This is a genomic window from Pseudoflavonifractor sp. MSJ-37 (assembly GCF_018917965.1).
In the GTDB taxonomy this organism is placed as follows: Bacteria; Bacillota; Clostridia; order Oscillospirales; family Oscillospiraceae; genus Pseudoflavonifractor_A.
This window is the reverse complement of the sequence record NZ_JAHLPP010000002.1, coordinates 160827-177505: the sequence shown is the minus strand read 5'-3', so window position 1 is coordinate 177505 and position 16679 is coordinate 160827. Positions and strand designations below refer to the sequence as shown.

15 protein-coding genes are annotated in these 16679 nt (G+C 64.0%); 6 read left to right on the top strand and 9 right to left on the bottom strand.

Features of this window, described 5'->3' with window-relative positions:
- The first annotated feature begins 24 nt into the window (after positions 1 to 24).
- From ytvI to KQI12_RS06645, 6 genes are all read left to right on the top strand, one after another.
- A complete protein-coding gene (gene ytvI, locus KQI12_RS06670; protein ID WP_216571911.1) occupies positions 25 to 1203 on the top strand; it encodes a sporulation integral membrane protein YtvI in 1179 nt (392 codons plus the stop codon).
- An 81-nt stretch (positions 1204 to 1284) separates the two neighbouring features.
- Entirely contained in the window at positions 1285 to 2664 is a 1380-nt protein-coding gene (locus KQI12_RS06665; RefSeq protein WP_216571909.1) for a S1C family serine protease, read from the top strand.
- 200 nt (positions 2665 to 2864) lie between these two features.
- Entirely contained in the window at positions 2865 to 3104 is a 240-nt protein-coding gene (locus tag KQI12_RS06660) for a hypothetical protein (protein ID WP_216571907.1), read from the top strand.
- Between the two features lie 152 nt (positions 3105 to 3256).
- A complete protein-coding gene (locus tag KQI12_RS06655; RefSeq protein ID WP_216571904.1) occupies positions 3257 to 3757 on the top strand; it encodes a CarD family transcriptional regulator in 501 nt (166 codons plus the stop codon).
- Between the two features lie 265 nt (positions 3758 to 4022).
- Entirely contained in the window at positions 4023 to 5201 is a 1179-nt protein-coding gene (gene thiI, locus KQI12_RS06650; protein ID WP_216571902.1) for a tRNA uracil 4-sulfurtransferase ThiI, read from the top strand.
- A gap of 50 nt (positions 5202 to 5251) precedes the next feature.
- Positions 5252 to 6511, top strand: coding sequence for a competence/damage-inducible protein A (locus KQI12_RS06645; protein WP_216571900.1), 1260 nt, complete (start codon positions 5252 to 5254; stop codon positions 6509 to 6511).
- 113 nt (positions 6512 to 6624) lie between these two features.
- On the opposite strand, the gene KQI12_RS06640 is transcribed toward KQI12_RS06645, so the two are convergent.
- From KQI12_RS06640 to KQI12_RS06600, 9 genes are all read right to left on the bottom strand, one after another.
- Positions 6625 to 7992, bottom strand: a complete 1368-nt coding sequence (locus KQI12_RS06640) for a hypothetical protein (RefSeq protein WP_216571898.1) — start codon at positions 7990 to 7992, stop codon at positions 6625 to 6627.
- 39 nt (positions 7993 to 8031) lie between these two features.
- On the bottom strand, positions 8032 to 8640 hold the full coding sequence (locus KQI12_RS06635; RefSeq protein ID WP_216571896.1) for a UbiX family flavin prenyltransferase: 609 nt from the start codon (positions 8638 to 8640) through the stop codon (positions 8032 to 8034).
- A 71-nt stretch (positions 8641 to 8711) separates the two neighbouring features.
- Entirely contained in the window at positions 8712 to 10049 is a 1338-nt protein-coding gene (locus KQI12_RS06630) for a UbiD family decarboxylase (RefSeq protein ID WP_216571894.1), read from the bottom strand.
- Positions 10050 to 10101: 52 nt separating this feature from the next.
- The gene (locus KQI12_RS06625) at positions 10102 to 11451 is read right to left on the bottom strand and encodes an amidohydrolase family protein (RefSeq protein ID WP_216571891.1); all 1350 of its coding nucleotides are present in this window, start codon (positions 11449 to 11451) and stop codon (positions 10102 to 10104) included.
- Positions 11448 to 12086, bottom strand: a complete 639-nt coding sequence (locus KQI12_RS06620) for a flavodoxin family protein (RefSeq protein WP_216571889.1) — start codon at positions 12084 to 12086, stop codon at positions 11448 to 11450. The genes KQI12_RS06625 and KQI12_RS06620 overlap by 4 nt, the downstream gene beginning before the upstream one ends.
- A gap of 23 nt (positions 12087 to 12109) precedes the next feature.
- On the bottom strand, positions 12110 to 13018 hold the full coding sequence (locus tag KQI12_RS06615; RefSeq protein WP_216571887.1) for a dihydrofolate reductase family protein: 909 nt from the start codon (positions 13016 to 13018) through the stop codon (positions 12110 to 12112).
- A gap of 1 nt (position 13019) precedes the next feature.
- A complete protein-coding gene (locus tag KQI12_RS06610) occupies positions 13020 to 13940 on the bottom strand; it encodes an ABC transporter permease (RefSeq protein ID WP_216571885.1) in 921 nt (306 codons plus the stop codon).
- On the bottom strand, positions 13933 to 15045 hold the full coding sequence (locus KQI12_RS06605; RefSeq protein WP_253290900.1) for an ABC transporter permease: 1113 nt from the start codon (positions 15043 to 15045) through the stop codon (positions 13933 to 13935). Before KQI12_RS06605 ends, KQI12_RS06610 begins: the two co-directional genes overlap by 8 nt.
- 5 nt (positions 15046 to 15050) lie before the next feature.
- The gene (locus tag KQI12_RS06600; protein ID WP_216571881.1) at positions 15051 to 16586 is read right to left on the bottom strand and encodes an ABC transporter ATP-binding protein; all 1536 of its coding nucleotides are present in this window, start codon (positions 16584 to 16586) and stop codon (positions 15051 to 15053) included.
- Between the last annotated feature and the right edge of the window lie 93 nt (positions 16587 to 16679).

Sequence of the window (16679 nt, the reverse complement as noted above, 5' to 3'; positions counted from 1 at the left end):
TATACCATTGCGGGAGGTCTTTTTATGGAAGAACAGGAGCTTTCCTGGCGGGAGCGGGGACGGCTTTGGATGCGGCTGGGCATCCGGCTGGTCCTGACGGTCCTGGTGCTGGCGGGGCTGGTGCTGGCGGGGCCGCCCCTGCTGTCCCTTTTCATGCCCTTCGTGCTGGCCTTCGCTGCCGCCTGGCTCCTGGACCCCCTGGTCCGGGGGCTCCAGAAGCGCCTGGGTCTGCCCCGGAAGCTCATCTCTCTGGTGCTGATCCTGCTGATCCTGGCCGGGCTGGGGGGCCTCCTCACCGCCTTCGTGTGGAACGTCACCGACGAGGTCGTGTCCCTCTATGAGAACTGGACCGACATCTGGACTGGGATCCAGACCGGCCTGACGGATCTGGACAAGGCCCTCTCCCGCGCCCTGTCCCTGATCCCAGCTGAGGTGCGGACCGTGGGACTGGAGTACTGGGACGCCCTGCTGGACTGGCTCCAGTCCGCCGGGACCGACACTCTGGGCCGGGCCGCCGCCTGGGCCACCCGGACGGCCAAGGGCGTGCCCGCCTTTGCCGTGGCCACGGTCATGTTCCTGATGGGCACCTATTATCTCACCGCTGACTATCCCAGCATCCGAGCTGGGGTGGCCCAGTTGTTCCGCGGGCGTCCCCGCCGCTTCCTGCGGGAGGTCCGCGCCGCCGCTGTGTCCGCCTTCGGCGGCTATGTGAAGGCGGAATTCATCCTGTCGGTGGGGGTGTTCTTCATCCTGGCCGTAGGCTTCACCGTCATCGGCCAGCCATACACCCTCCTGCTGGCCTTCCTGCTGGCGGTGATGGATTTCATCCCCATCATCGGCGCGGGCACCGTCATGGTCCCATGGGCCGTGGTGGACCTGTGCCTGGGCGATCTGCGCCGGGCCATCGAGCTGATGGTGATCTGGGGGCTGATCGCCCTCTACCGGCGGGTGTGGGAACCCAAGGTGGTGGGCGACCAGACCGGGCTGCCCCCGGCGGTGTCCCTGATCAGCATCTATATCGGGATGCGTGTGGCCGGCGTGGCGGGCATGATCCTGGGGCCGGTGGTGTGCATGGTGGTCTGGAACATCGGCCGTCTGGGCATCTTCGAGCCGACGCTGGAGGACCTGCGGCTGGCCGCCGCCGACCTGTCCGCCTTCCTGAAGCACCGCCCCCGGCCGGATGGGAATTCAAAAAATGTGTAAAGTCTCTTCATGTTCTGGACATATTTCGGGGGTATCCTAAATGCAGTTCCAGAGAAGGTACAGGAAAGGAGCGAACGACTTATGTTCGACCGCAATGATGAAAATTTCGATCCCAATGATCCGCGCCGGGGGGATCGTGTGATAGAGACCGATGACTTCCAGGTCCACGGCGACCCGTGGGAGAACAGGACGTCCGGCCGTAAGCCGCCCATGAAGAGGCGCGGCGGTATGGCGGGCAGGCTGGTGGCTCTGGGCCTGTGCTGTGCCCTGATCGGCGGAGCCGTGGGCGGAGGCACTGCCTGGTATGTCTCCCAGGACCGCGGCGACACCGTCCTCTATGAGGGCGAGAGCCGGTCCGTCAACGTGGACACCACCTCCGTGAAGTCCGGTCAGGCCATGACGGCCGCTCAGCTCTACGCCGCCAACGTGGACGCCTGCGTGGGCATCACCACTCAGGTCAACACCAATGTGTACGGCTATGTGGTCCAGGGCGCCGCCGCCGGTTCCGGCTTCGTGATCTCCTCCGATGGCTACATCGTCACCAATTATCATGTGATCAAGGACGCCACCTCCATCAAGGTGGCCTTCCACAACGGCCAGAGCTATGACGCCAAGCTGGTGGGCGGCGAGGCTGAGAACGACATCGCCGTGTTGAAGATCGAGGCCACCGGCCTCCATGCCCTGACTCTGGGCGACTCCGACTCTCTGGTGGTGGGCGAGCCCGTCTATACGATCGGCAACCCCCTGGGCGAGCTGACCTGGTCCCTGACCGACGGTCTGGTCTCCGCCAAAGACCGCTCCGTCACCACCAGTGAGGGCCAGACCATCAATATGATCCAGACCAACGCCGCCATCAACTCCGGCAACTCCGGCGGCCCCCTGTTCAATGCCTATGGCGAGGTGATCGGCATCACCTCCGCCAAAGCCTCCAACAGCGGCAGCTCCTCTTCCGCCGCCACGATCGAGGGCCTTGGCTTCGCCATCCCCATCAATGACGTGAAGAGCATGATCACCGACATCATCGAGCATGGCTACGTCACCGGCAAGCCCAATGTGGGCGTCCTGCTCAGCGACGTGCCCAGCTACGCCACCCAGTACGGCGTGCCCGCCGGCGCCTCCGTGGAGGCCGTCCTCAGCGGCTCCTGTGCCGACAAGGCCGGCATCCAGCAGGGCGACATCATCTGCGCCATCGACGGCACCGATGTGGACTCCACCACAGCGCTGAAGGATGCGGTCCGGCAGAAGAAGGCCGGCGACACCGTCACCCTGACGATCTACCGGGACGGCGAGAAGAAGGATGTCTCCGTCACGCTGGACGAGGACAACCAGACCCGCCAGAATGCCCTGAGCGATCTCCAGACCACCCTGAGCGAGCAGAAGAAGCAGGCCTCCCAGCAGCAACAGCAGAGCAGCGGCGGGAACGGCTATTCCGGCTGGCCCTTCTTCGGGTTCGGCTATTGATCCACGCGGTATGATATCACGCCCCCGGCCCTCGGATGAGGACCGGGGGCGTTTCCTATATGTGGGCGATCTGCACAAAACGGGGGCCGCTCTGCTTCGTCCGAAAAGACGAAAGCGCTGTATCGAACACTTTTTACGTTTGAAATTCGCGTTTTTGAATGATAAAATGAGGTTATCAAAACGAAATGGAGGAGACGAATATGAAACGGATCAAGGCCGCCTGTCTCTATCAGACCGTGCGGTTCACCCAGAAGGAGGATCTGGACTCTGCCGCGGCCGCGGCGCAGGTCCGACGGGAGGTGGAGCATTACAAGCAGGCTCTGGACCGCCACCATACCCGGCACAAGATCCTGGCGGAGACCGTCCAGCCCGATGGCTCCATCCTGGTGGAGCTGAAGAAGGAATACAACTCCTACTCCGTGGGGCACTATCTGGACTGAGTCCCAATATCCGGAAGAAAACAGGGGGAAAAGATGGACTTTTATGCTTTTTGTGCAAGATAACGCAGGCGAAACGGGGCGGATCCTGCTATAATAGAGGAGTCGAACGACGAAGGACATCGTACTATATCGTGAATGAGGAGGCCTGTCCCATGTATCCAGTTGGTAGTCTGATCGTATATGGCCGGAACGGCGTCTGCCGGGTGCGCGATGTCGCCCCCAGACCGGGAGACAAGGACGGCCGTCTCTATTATACGCTGGAGCCCATCTACACGAAGGAGACGATCATCGCCCCGGTGGACACCAAGGTGGCCCTCCGCCCGGTGCTGACCCGGGAGGAGGCGGAGGCTCTGGTGCGGAGCATCCCCAGCATCGAGACCGAGACCATCGAGATCCGCAGTCTGCCCGCCCTGTCCCGGTATTATCAGGAGGCCTACCATACCTCCGACTGCGTAGAGCTCCTGCGGCTGATCAAAACGATCCGTCTGCGCAGTCAGGAGGCCATCGAGCGGGGCCGCCGTCCGGGCAAGCTGGATGAACGCTACCTCCATCTGGCGGAGGAACAGCTCTACGGCGAGCTGAGCGTGGCCCTGGAGCTGGAGCGGGAGGCGGTCCCCGACTACATCCGCGAAACGCTGGAGGAGGCGTCCTGAGCGGGCTCCGCTGAGACCGGACGGCGCTCGTTCCAAGGACAGGTCCTTTTGTGCCCGATGCGTATCTGAGGATGGCATCATATCACCGCGGAAAAATGTGGATCGGATAGAGTCGAAGGGGCGTTTGGGGATCATCGGGATCCTCAAAACGCCCTTTTGCGCGGAATGGACTGTCCACGTCCCCCATCCGCAAAAAACTCCCCACTCCCCCATGGGATATGGTATAATATCCGGGATCAGCAACGAACGAAAAGGAGTCACATACATGGAAGAGATCATTCTGCTCAAGCTGGGCGAGATCGTGCTCAAGGGCCTCAACCGCCGCAGCTTCGAGGACAAGCTCATGGGCAACGCCCTGCGCCGTCTGCGCCCCTATGGCAAGTTCCGGGTCTACACCAAGCAGTCCACCCTCTACGTGGAGCCGCAGGAGGAGACCTGCGATCTGGACGGGGCCTATGAGGCGCTGAAATACCTCTTCGGCGTGGTGGGCCTCTCCCGGGCCCGGGCCTGCGCCAAGGACAAGGACGCCATGCTCAGGACCGCCCAGGAGTATCTGGGGGACAAGCTCTCCGCCGCCAAGACCTTCAAGGTGGAATCCAAGCGGGCGGACAAGTCCTTCCCCATGACCTCCATCCAGCTCTCCCAGTATGTGGGCGGCGAGCTGGACGAGCTCTACCCCAACTTGAAGGTGGACGTGCATCACCCCGAGCTGACCGTCCATCTGGAGGTCCGGGACTACGCCGCCTATGTCCACGCGGACCCGGAGCCCGGCGCCGGCGGCCTGCCCGTGGGCATCAACGGCCGGGCGGTGAGCCTCCTCTCCGGCGGCATCGACTCTCCTGTGGCCTCCTGGATGATCGCCAAGCGGGGCATCGCGCTGGAGATGGTCCACTTCTTCTCCTACCCCTATACCTCTGAGGAGGCCAAGCAGAAGGTGCTGGACCTGGCTAAGAAGCTCACCCCCTGGTGTGGACGGCTCATGGTCCATGTGGTGCCCTTCACCGCCATCCAGGAGGAACTGCGCCGGAAATGCCCCGAGGAGCTCTTCACCATCATCATGCGCCGCTTCATGATGCGGATCGCCGAGAAGGTGGCCGAGCGCACCAAGGCTGGCGCCATCGTCACCGGCGAGTGCCTGGGCCAGGTGGCCAGCCAGACCATGGAGGCCATGAAGGCCACCGGGTCTGTCTGCTCCCTCCCCATCCTCCGGCCCGTGGTAGGCATGGACAAGGAGGAGATCGTCACCATCGCCCGGAAGATCGACACCTACGACACCTCCATCCTGCCCTATGAGGACTGCTGTACCGTGTTCACGCCCCGCCATCCCCGCCTGCGCCCCCTGCCCGGCGAGGTGGAGGCCGCCGAACAGGCGCTGGACATCGACGCCATGGTCCAGGCCGCCGTGGAGGGCATCGAGCGGATCAAAGTGACCGCCGATCTCTGATCCCATCCTATCATCTCATCGTACCGATCCAGGAAGGAAGTGTCGTTTTCATGTCCCATACCGCTGAACTGATCGCCGTGGGCACCGAGCTCCTGCTGGGGAGCATCGCCAATACCGACGCGCAGATGCTCTCTCAGGGCCTGGCCGCGCTGGGGATCGACGTGTACTACCACACGGTGGTGGGCGACAATCCGGAGCGGCTCCGGGCCGCCGTGGAGCTGGCCCGGAGCCGGGCCGACCTGATCGTGACCACCGGCGGACTCGGTCCTACCTGCGACGACCTGACCAAGAACGTGCTGGCCGGGTGTTTCGGGAAGAAGCTGGTCTACAACGCCGAGGCGGAGGAGCGCTGCCGGGCCTTCTTCCAAAAGATCGGCCGGGAGATGACCACCAACAACGCCCAGCAGTTCTATCTGCCCGAGGGGGCCGAGGTGTTCCAGAACGACTGGGGCACCGCCCCCGGCTGTGCCTTCCAGGGAGAGGACGGGGTCCGGGTCATCATGCTCCCCGGCCCGCCCCGGGAGTGCCGGGCCATGTTCCAGTACCGGGCCAAGCCCTATCTGGAGGGACTGGCCGACGGCGTGATCGTCTCCCGGACGCTGAAGCTCTTCGGCATCGGCGAGTCCGGGATGGAGGCCCTCCTGCGGGACAAGATGAACGCCATGCGGGACCCCACGCTGGCCCCCTATGCCAAGGAGGGCGAGTGCGAGCTGCGCATCACCGCCAAGGCCCCCACGGAGGCCGAGGCCCGGGCCAAGATCGCTCCGGTGGAGGCCGACCTGCGGGCCCTGTTCGGACATAAGATCTACGGGGCCGACGTGGGCTCTCTGGAGGAGGCCGCGCTTGCGCTCCTGAAGGAGAAGGGCGTCACCCTGGGCAGCGCCGAGTCCTGCACCGGTGGCCTGATCGCCAAGCGCGTCACAGATCTGCCGGGCGCCTCCGCCGTGTTCAAGGGCGGCGTGGTGAGCTATACCAACGAGGTGAAGCACGGCGTCCTGGGGGTGCCGGCGGACCTGCTGGAGCAGTACGGCGCCGTGTCCGAGCCAGTGGCCCGGGCCATGGCCGAGGGTGCCCGCCGGGTACTGGGGAGCGACATCGCCGTCTCCACCACCGGCGTGGCCGGGCCGGATCCGGACGACCGGGGGAACGTGGTGGGACTGGTCTATGTGGCCATCGCTGCCCCGGAGGGCACCGTGGTACGGACCCTCCACGCCGGGAACGGCCGGGAGCGGGTGCGCACCATGGCGGCCCACAACGCCTTCGATCTGGTCCGCCGTTATTTGACGGGACTGCTCCGGTTCGAGGACTGAGCGGATCCAAACGTATGAGCATAGAAGGATGATACAGGAATGCCCCGGCGGAGCACTGCTCCGCCGGGGCATTCGACTTGTTTGGGATAGGCCCGGTCCGGGGTGGAAAAAGGCTACTCTGTCTTGGGGGCCCGGCCGTAGACAGCCTCGGGGCGGCCCCGGCCGTAGACAGCCTCGGGGCGGCCCCGGCCGGCGGGCTTCCGTTCGCTGACGATCTGGAGCAGGCCGGCCTGCGTCATGGAGCGCAGGGCGTAGTTGGCGCTCCGCCGGGTGGTGGACAGGGCCTGAGACAGCTCCTGAGAGGTGATCCGTTGACTGGGAGCGGCCCGCAGGGCGGCGAACACCCGGTCGATCGTGCTCTGAGAGATCCCGGTGTGGCTGGGCACATAGGCATAGACGGAGTGGGAGGCCTTCCTCCAGCGGAGGTTGACATCAGGCGGAGGGGCCTGCCACAGCTCGATGAGCTGATCGTTCTCGTTGATCAGGAAGCTCCCGCCGGAGACCTCCGACTCACGGGTGGCGCTGATGGCGTTGAGCCGGGCCTGATAGACCCCTTTCCCGACCCCATAGCCCACGAAGATCTGGAAACTGAGCCGGGCGTTCAGGAAGGCGCTGATCTCACAGCAGGTGTAGTTACGGGTGCAGAGGGCCACTGTCTTGCGGTCGGTGAGGATATCGATGCCGAAGTGACTGCGGCGGAAGAGCAGGTCTTTCGCCTGGCCCCCGAAGTAGTCCATCAGGGTCTGCTGGAGCTGGAGGAGCTTCTGTTCATAGAGGGTCTCCGCCGTATAGGCGGGGTCCTGAGTCCACAGGTTCACATGGATCTCGGCGGCCTGGAAGTCTTGGAGCCGCCGCATCTCGATCTCCCGCAGGACATGGGTGCAGGCAGAGCGGATCCCATCTACGCTGTTGAAGGGGTAGTAGACGGTGACGCCCCGCTCCCGAAGCATGGGGATCAGGCCGCTGTACCGGGTGATGATCACCTGGAACTGGCCGGTCTCCCATACGGACAGGAGCTTTCGAAACTGCTCCTGTTCGCCCCGGAGGAAATCCTCCGGACCGCTCTCCCCCACCGCGTTCATGCTGACGGACAGAGGGATGCCGTGGTCCACGGTGAGGAAGCTGGGGATGTCCAGATGGAGCTCGTCCAAAAAATCGGCGTAGACCCGCTGGAAGTCCAGGTCCGGCCGGTCCCGCTTGAGCCGCCAGAAGAGCCGGTGGACCTCCGCGTCATTGATGCCCATGGGGAGCACGATTCGGGGATCGTCCGGATAGACGGCCTGGAAGGCGGAGCTGAACCGGCTGCCGCTGGTAATGATGCCGGCGGCGTCCGGAGGCACCTGCCGGAAGAAGGCGAAGATATCCTCGAAGGGGCGATAGGCCAGCACCTGGAACGACGCGTCCAGCCCAAGCCGGGGCAGGACACGCTCCAGATGGGGCTTGACGTATTCGGTAGAGAGGAACACCAGTTTTTCAGACACAGGATCCACATCCTTCCCGGAGACGTGATCGGGCCGGAGTCACATACCGGTCCAGCGGCGGACGTCATCGCCGGAGAGGCCGAACTGATCCAGGAGCCGGGCGGCGAAAAAGTCCGCCAGCTCGTCCAGAGAGTCGGGCGCATGATAGAACGAGGGGCAGGCGGGCATGATCGTGGCCCCGCACTGGGAGAGGGCGAGCATGTTTTGCAGATGGATCGTGCTCAGCGGGGTCTCCCGCACGGCCAGGACCAGACGGCGGCGCTCCTTGAGCACCACGTCGGCGGCCCGTTCCAGCAGGTTGTGGGAGGCGCCGTGGGCGATGGCGGACAGGGTGCCCATGGAGCAGGGCACCACCGCCATGCCGTCGGTGCGGAAGGAGCCGCTGGCGATGGAGGCACCCACAGCGTGGATGTCGTGGAACACCAGCTCTCCCCCACAGCCGAACCAGTCCCGCAGGGCGGCCTGGATCGCCTCCGGCGCGGCCCCATCGGGCCAGGACCAGGGCAGCTCCTCCCGGGTGACGAGCTGGCCGGCCTGGGTGATGCAGACGTGGACCTCGCATCCGGCGGTCAGGAGCCGCCGGATGACCTTCTCTCCGTACAGAGAGCCGCTGGCTCCTGTGATGCCGATGATATAGCGGCCGCCCATGGTGTCATCCCTCCCCTTCATTCGTTCCTGCCCAGTATATCACGCGGACGGCGGAGCGGGCAACGGCTCCGTCACTGATAGTCGTTCAGATCCACCTTGGGATAGCGGACGCGCTCCAGACAGCGGCTCTCGTCGCTGAGGGTGGCGTCGATGCCCATCTTGGTCTGGACGCCCCGCTCGTCGGAGCAGGGATCCAGCTCATGGCCCTGGGCGTTGGGCACATAGAAGATGTCCTTTTCGGGCACCACCCGGTTGGACAGGGCCCACATGACGTCGGCGGGGTCGTAGATGTCCACGTCCTCGTCCACCACGATCACGTTCTTGATGTTCACATAGGTCATCATGGCGGCCAGCGCCACGTTCTTGGGCTCACCGGGGTTTTTCTTGCGGATGCGGACCAGAGCCAGGAAGCCGGAGCCGTAGGGCGGGATGTGGACGTTGATGACGCCCGTGCTCACATAGGTGGTGAACTTCTTCAGCAGAGGCTCCCGGGGCAGGACATTGCCCAGATTGATATGCTCGAAGGAAGCGCCGTTGATGGTCTGATAGATCGCGCCGTTCCGGTGGGTGATGGCGGTCACATGAATCACAGGGCTGTTCCAGGGGGCGGAGTAGTGACCGGTGAACTCGCCCAGGGGACCCTCCAGCTCCCGCTGGCCCGGGAGGATCTCGCCCTCGATGATGAACTCGGCCTCAGCGGGGACGTGGATGTCGTTGGTGACGCACTTGACCACGTCCATGGGACGGCCCCGGATCGCGCCGGCGATCTCCATCTCGTCCCCGTCGTAGCGCAGGCCGCCGCCCACATAGACCACGGGGTCGGCGCCGATGGCCACGGCGATGGGCAGGGCCTTGCCCTGTGCCTCGGCGGCGTCATAGAATTCCTTCAGGTGCCGCCACTCGTTGATCATGATGCTCAGCTTGTTTTTGCCCTTCACATGCATCCGCTGGAAGGACAGGTTCTGCTTGGGGCCGTCCAGCTCCTTGGAGACGATCACGCCGCCGGTGATGATGGGGCCGCCGTCCTTGGGGGCGTGGATGGGCACAGGGAGCTTGGCCAGATCCACGTCGTCGCCCAGCAGGACGTTCTCCTGACAGGGGGCCTCCTCCCGGCGGACCAGACGGGGCTGGATGGGATGCTCCAGCCGGTCGGCCAGGAAGTCAGTGATCTCGCTCTTCTCACAGCCCAGAGCCACGGCGATGGAGTCCATGGACCCCAGCATATTGCCGCAGACGCCGAAGGGCTTGCCCTTCACCTGGGGGAACCAGCCGGCCCGGCCGCTGGGCTCCAGCGTGGCGATGAGCGAACCGATCTCGTGGTCCCAATCCACCTCTTTTTTGGCGGTGAACAGGAGGCCGCGTGCTTCCAGGGCGGCCATGAAGCTTCTCAGGTCGTGGATCTGATCCATATCAAAGGCTCCTTTCTTTCTTGGGGACGTGTCGTGTGTGGGGGATGAAGGGTCAGGGATGCATGGCGGCCATCAGGTCGGCAGCCATATCGGCGGCCCGCCGGAGGATGGCCTTCTCGTCTCCGCAGGTGAGGACGCCGCCTTCCAGCACGGCCCGTCCGGCGATGACTACGGTATCGACCGCACGGCAGTCGGAGGCGTATACCAGCGCGGCGGCGGCAGAGCCGCACACGGGGCAGGCCACGGCGCTGGCCATGGGATCGAAGAGGAAGAAGTCCGCCGCCTTGCCCGGCTCGATGGAGCCGATGGTGTCGGCCAGGCCCAAAGCCCGGGCGCCGTCGATGGTGGCCATGCGGAGCATCTCCTGGGCAGTCATGGCCTGAGGGTCCCGCGCGATGACTTTCTGGAGGAGCGCGCCGGACTTCATGGCCTCCAGCATATTGTTATTGTTGTTGGACCCGGCGCCATCGGTGCCGAGACCGACGGTGAGGCCCCGGTCCTTCAGCGCCCGGATGGGGGCCGCGCCGGAGGCTAGGTACATATTGGATACGGGATCGTAGGACACCATGACCTGGTTGGCCTCATAGCGCTCCAGCTCCTTCTCCCCCAAAGCCACCGAGTGGACGGCCAGCAGGTCGGGGCCCAGGAAGCGGTTCTCCTCCAGCCACTGGATGGCGGGCTTGCCGAAGCGCTTCTGGCTCCCGGACTCATCGGAGCCGGTCTCGAAGAGGTGCATCATGATGGGAGTGTGGGTGGCGTCTGCATAGCGGCGGGTCTCCCGCAGGAGGTCCTCGGTGACGCCCCAGCTGGCCGCCGGGGCCAGCCACACGGTCACCATACCGCCGGGGACTTCATAGCGGGACTTCAGGTCCTCCACATCGGCGAAGATCTGATCGGGGCCCTCGATGACCTCCCTGCGGCCGATGTCCCGGTAGCCGCGGCCATAGACCATGCGCACGCCCATCTGAGCGGCGATGTCCAGCTCCACCCGGCCCAGCCCGGGCACGGGCTGATGCTGCATATAGTCGGCCACGGTGGTGACGCCGCTGCGGATGGCTTCCACCAGGCCCAGAGCCACGCCGGCCTCCATGTGCCGGGGCCGGAGGGCAGCCCCCACAGGGGCCATGGCGGTGGGGAACCATTCCTCCAAGCTCAGGTCGCTGCCCAAGCCTTTGGTCAGCTCCTGATAGAGGTGGGTATGGGTGTTGACCAGTCCGGGGAAGAGGAATTTCCCCTGCCCGTCCCGGCAGTCCGCGCCCTGAGCCTGGGCCAGCGTCTCGATATCGGCGCTCTCTCCCACGGCCAGGATCCTACCGTCCTCATAGAGCAGGCCGCCGTCGGGGAATTCCCGGTCGTCGGCATCTACCGTGACGATGTGGACGTGGAGGTAGGCGGTCTTCATCGCGCCGGCTCCCGCTGGGCGAGGGCTTTTTTGCCAAGGTCATAGGTGAGGCAGACCTCGGCCAGCTTGCCGCCCAGATCCAGCGCGGTCTTCATACCGATCGTATCGGCGGCGGCGGCCTCCGGCCCTCCATCAGCGGTCCAGACTTTGGCACCGGTGTAGCCGCCGACTTCATTGCTGACCATGTTCATGGAACGGGTAGCGAAGAGATGACAGATGTCGTCGATCGTGACCTCCTGCCCGCCGTTGCGGGTGCCGCCCACAGCGATAGCGGCGAAGAACTTGTTGCGGAGCATCCCGGGATAGCAGTGCATGGCTGGACGCATCCGGGAGGCAATGGCGTGGATCTGGGGGGTGGCAGTCATCACATAGACCGGAGAGGCCACCAGAAGGCCGTCTGCGTGGGCGATCTTGTCGAAGATCTCCTGCATATCGTCCTTGATGCAGCACCAAGTCTTGTTCTTCTTGCAGTAGCCACAACCGACGCAGGGGGAGATCTTCTTGCCATGGACAGAGATCAGCTCGGTCTCGATCTCATCCGGGGCGAATGCCTTGGCGGCGGCGAGAGCCTGCTCCAGTACATATTCGGTAGAGCCCTTCAGAGGGCTGCCGCACAGTCCAACGATCTTGATCATATGCCGCTTGCTCCTTATCCTTTTTATTTATCGTAATACAATTTTTGGCGCGTATAGATGAAACCATCGTGCCAGCCGACGCTGAGCAGGGCTGCATGGGGATGCCGCTCTACGGTAAAGCCGCTGTGGACGCCGAGAGCAGTTGTCCCTCCGGCCATGACGCCGGAGTAGTTGAGCAGGTATTCGTCCAGCAGTCCGGCGCCGATCAGGTGCCAGATATAGCCGGGGGCCTCTACGGATACATAATCCAGCCCACAGGCTTTCAACAGGGCCATCAGGCCCGCCGTATCCGGCAGATCTGCCCCGGCCGCCAGGATCTGGAGCCGGTCCGTACCGGGACGCAGATCCCGGGGGGCCTCCACCAGCTCGGCAGGATGGGCCCATCGATCTATGATCCGGCGGGCCCCCGCCTTGGAGGTGAGGATCACGGGCAGTTCGTCCCGGGTGAACATGGGGTGCTCCAGAGGCACGTCCAAGCCGTCTGCCGAGACCACCAGCCCCAGAGGTCCACGGCCCTTCCGGCCCAGAGAGGGCCGGGCGGCGGCCAGATCCGGGTCGGATATCTCGGCGTACCACATCTTGTTCATGCGGGCTTTGAGCGTGCCGGCTCCCATGATGACGCCGTCGGCATAGGCCCGGCAGACGTTCATGATCCAAAAATCGGTCTTGCCCCCCACCGGGTCCAGCCGGTTCTCTTTGGAGATGAGGGTGCCCTCCGGATCGTCGGGGAAGCCCATCTTCCCATCGAAGGAGAGGACCATACAGCCATAAAGATAGGGGCGGTCCGCCGGAGGTGCTGGGAACACCAGCTCTCCCATGACGGCCCGGACTTTGTCCGGGGTAGTCATGGGGCTGTCAGCCGTCAGAGCGGCCAGCAGTTCCGGCTGGGGATAGACGACGGGGAAACGGAGGAACTCCGCATCGAAGGCCATATCAGCGTTCTCCCTTCACGAAGGGCTTGCCGATGGCCTTGGGGCCGACCGTCCTGCCGACTACGCCGGCCAGCACGACCATGGTCAGCACATAGGGCAGCATCTGGAAGAACTGCTGGGGGATCTCGATGCCCATGGCCTGGAGCCGGAGCTGGACGGCTTCGGCACCGCCGAAGAGGATCGAGGCACCCATGATGCCGATGGGGCTGTACTTGCCAACGGTGACAGCGGACCAAGCCACATAGCCGCGGCCGGAGGTCATGTTCTCGATGAAGCAGGAGACCTGCCCCAGAGAGAGGGCCGCGCCGCCCAGACCACCCAGCAGGCCGGCCAGGATGATGGCGATGTAGCGCATCCGGTCCACGTGGATGCCCAGGGAGTCAGCGGCGTGAGGCTGCTCGCCTACGGACCGGAGGCACAGGCCGAAGGTGGTCTTGTTCAGCAGGTACCAGATCACAGGGACCAGCAGGAAGGTGATATAGGTCAGCAGGTTCTGGCGGAAGAACACGCCGATCACGGGGATGGAAGACAGGCCGGGGACCACGACGCTCTGGAACGCGTTCACAGAGGAGGGCTGGCCGTTGGGATAGAGCACCGTGCAGAAATAGCTGGTCAAGCCAAGAAAGAGCACGTTGACGCCAGTGCCGGCCACCACCTGGTCCACCTTGACGGTGATGCTCATGATGCCAAGGATCAGAGAAGCGGCCAGGCCGCCTGCCATGCCAAGCAGAGCGCCGAGCCAGGGGCTTCCGGTGAGGTAAGAGCCGTATACGCCGAAGAAGGCGCCGGTGATCATGATGCCTTCCATGGCGAAGTTGATGATGCCGCTGCGGGCGGTGAAGAGCGCGCCCAAGCTGGCCAGCATGATGGGGCAGGCCATACGGAGCGTAGCCTCCAGAAAGCCGGTGATGATATCAAGCATGATGATCTTCCTCCTTCTTCCCGGCGTACCGCTGGATGACGCGGATAGTGAAGCGGCTGAGCAGAGCCTGGGTGAGCACGAAGAGGATCACCAGACCCTGGATCACGTTGACGAGCGATACAGGGACCTGCAGGGTACGCTGCATGGTGTTGGCTCCGGTGCGCAGAGCGCCGAAGAAAAGAGCCGCAATCGTCACGCCCACAGGATGCAGACCGCCCAGCAGGGCCACGGCCATGGAGTCGAAGCCATAGCTGGAGCTGAAGCCGTTCATGAGCCGGTGATGCAGGCCCATGATCTCGATGGAACCGGCCAGACCGGCGAATGCGCCGGAGAGGAACATGGCCAGCACCATGTTCTTGGCCACATTGATGCCGTTGGTCCGGGCGGCGATGGGATTGCTGCCCGCCGCCCGCATCTGATAGCCCAAGGGGAGCTTCCACAACAGGAACCAGACCAGGACCACGGAGACCGCCGCGATGATCACGCCGATGTGCATCCGGGTACCGGAGAGGATCGTGGGGAGCCAGGCGTTCTGGCCCAGCATATCGGATTGGGGATAGAAGCCAGCCGCCTCCTGGAGGGGGCCGTCGACCAGGTAGCCCACCAGATAGGTGGCCACATAGTTCAGCATGATGGTGTTGATGACCTCAGAGACGCCCAGCTTGGCCTTGAGCAGGCCGGCGATGCTGGCCCACAGGCCGCCGCCGATCGCGCCGACGATCATGCCCAGCGGGATCAGGGCGATACTGGGCAGGGCCGCCAGCTTCACGCCCACGATGGTGGCCATCAGACCGCCGATGATGATCTGTCCTTCAGAGCCGACGGAGGTCAGGCCAGTGCGGTAGCAGATGGTCAGACCCAGGGCGGAGAGGAGAAGGGGAACGGATTTGATCAGGGTCTCGGCTACGCTGTTCTTGGTGCCGAAGGCGCCTCGGATCATGCACTGCCCAGCCACCAGAGGGGACTTTCCGGACAGGGCGATGATGATCCCTGTCACCAGGATGACCAGGAGCAGGGCCAGTCCCAGGCCCAGGACCTTTTGGAACAGCGGGCTCTCGGTGCGCTTCTTGCGTGTCACCTGCACCTGTGCGCCGCCGATGTTCATTTGGATCACGCCAGCTCACCCTCCTTCTTGACTGTCCGCCGGGTACCGCCCATCATGAGACCGATCTCGGCGTAGTCGATCTCACCGGGCACGAACTCGCCCATGATCTCGCCCTCGTTGATGACGATCACCCGGTCCGAGACTGCCAGCACCTCGTCCAGGTCCGCGGAGATCAGCAGGACGCCGGCCCCCTTGGCTTTCTGGCCCAACAGCTTCTGATGGACGAAATCGCTGGCGCCGATGTCCAGACCGCGGGTGGGCTGGACCGCCACTACCAGCTGGGGATCCTGCGAGAACTCCCGGGCGATGATGACCTTCTGCTGATTGCCGCCGGAGAGAGACCGGGCCAGGGCCTCTGGGGTCCGGGGCCGCACATCATAATCCTCCACCAGTTTCTCACCATTGGCCTTCATCTTTTTGCTGTCGAAGAGATGGTGGACGGTAAAGGGAGGCTTGTCATAGCAGTTGAGGATCATGTTCTCGCTGAGTGTGAAGTTCATGACCAGGCCCTGCGTCATCCGCTCTTCGGGGATATGGGCGAAGCCGGACTCGATGCGCCTCCGGGTAGAGACCTGAGTGATGTCCTCCCCGCGGTAGCGGACGGAGCCGGACTGGATGGGCCGCAGACCCATGATGACCTCGGAGAGCTCCAGCTGCCCGTTGCCATCCACACCGGCCACGCCCAGCACTTCCCCTTCTCGGATATGGAGGGAGACGTTCTTGAGAGAGGAGGCGTTCTGCCCGCTCTTGGCAGAGACGTCCTTCAGCTCCAGGATGTCCTTCTGGCTGGTGACAGGGGCCTTATCGTATTCCAGTGTGACACGCTTGCCCACCATCATGGCGGCCAGGTCCTCCTGCTCCACGTCCTTAGTGAACACAGTGGATACCGCCTCGCCGCTGCGGAGGACGGTGACCCGGTCGGAGATCCGCTTGACCTCCCACAGCTTATGGGAGATGATGATGATCGACTTGCCCTGAGCCACGAACTGGTGAAGGATATCGAAAAGGCCTTCTACCTCCGGCGGGGTAAGGACGGCGGTGGGCTCGTCCAGGATCAGGATATCCGCGCCCCGGTACAGGGCTTTGATCAGCTCCACACGCTGCTGAGCGCCAACAGAAAGGTCGGCGACCTTCTCATCGAGGTCCAGCTGGAGGTGATAGCGCTCACAGAGGTCCTCCACCTTCGTCCGGGCCTTGCTCAGATCCATGGGCGTGATCTTGCACTCTTGCCCCAGAACGATGTTCTGGAGCACGGTCAGGGGCGGTACCAGCATGAAGTGCTGGTGGACCATGCCGATGTTGTGGGCGATGGCGTCCTTGGGGCCGGAGAGCTTCAAAGGCTCGCCGTTGAGGAGGATCTCCCCCTCCTCCGGGGCATAGATGCCATAGAGACAGTTCATCAGGGTGGTCTTGCCCGCTCCGTTCTCCCCCAGGAGCGCGTGGACCTCTCCCCGTTCCAGATCGAGATCGACGTTCCGGTTGGCTATCAGCTTGCCGAAACGCTTGGTGACGTGCCGCATTTCCAGGAGCTTCTCTCCCATGCTCATTTCCCTCCTGCTCATGTTCGCTGTTTACGCGACGCCCCCGACGGAATGTCCCGCCGGGGGCGAATATCTGCATGCGTCCTCTGGGAA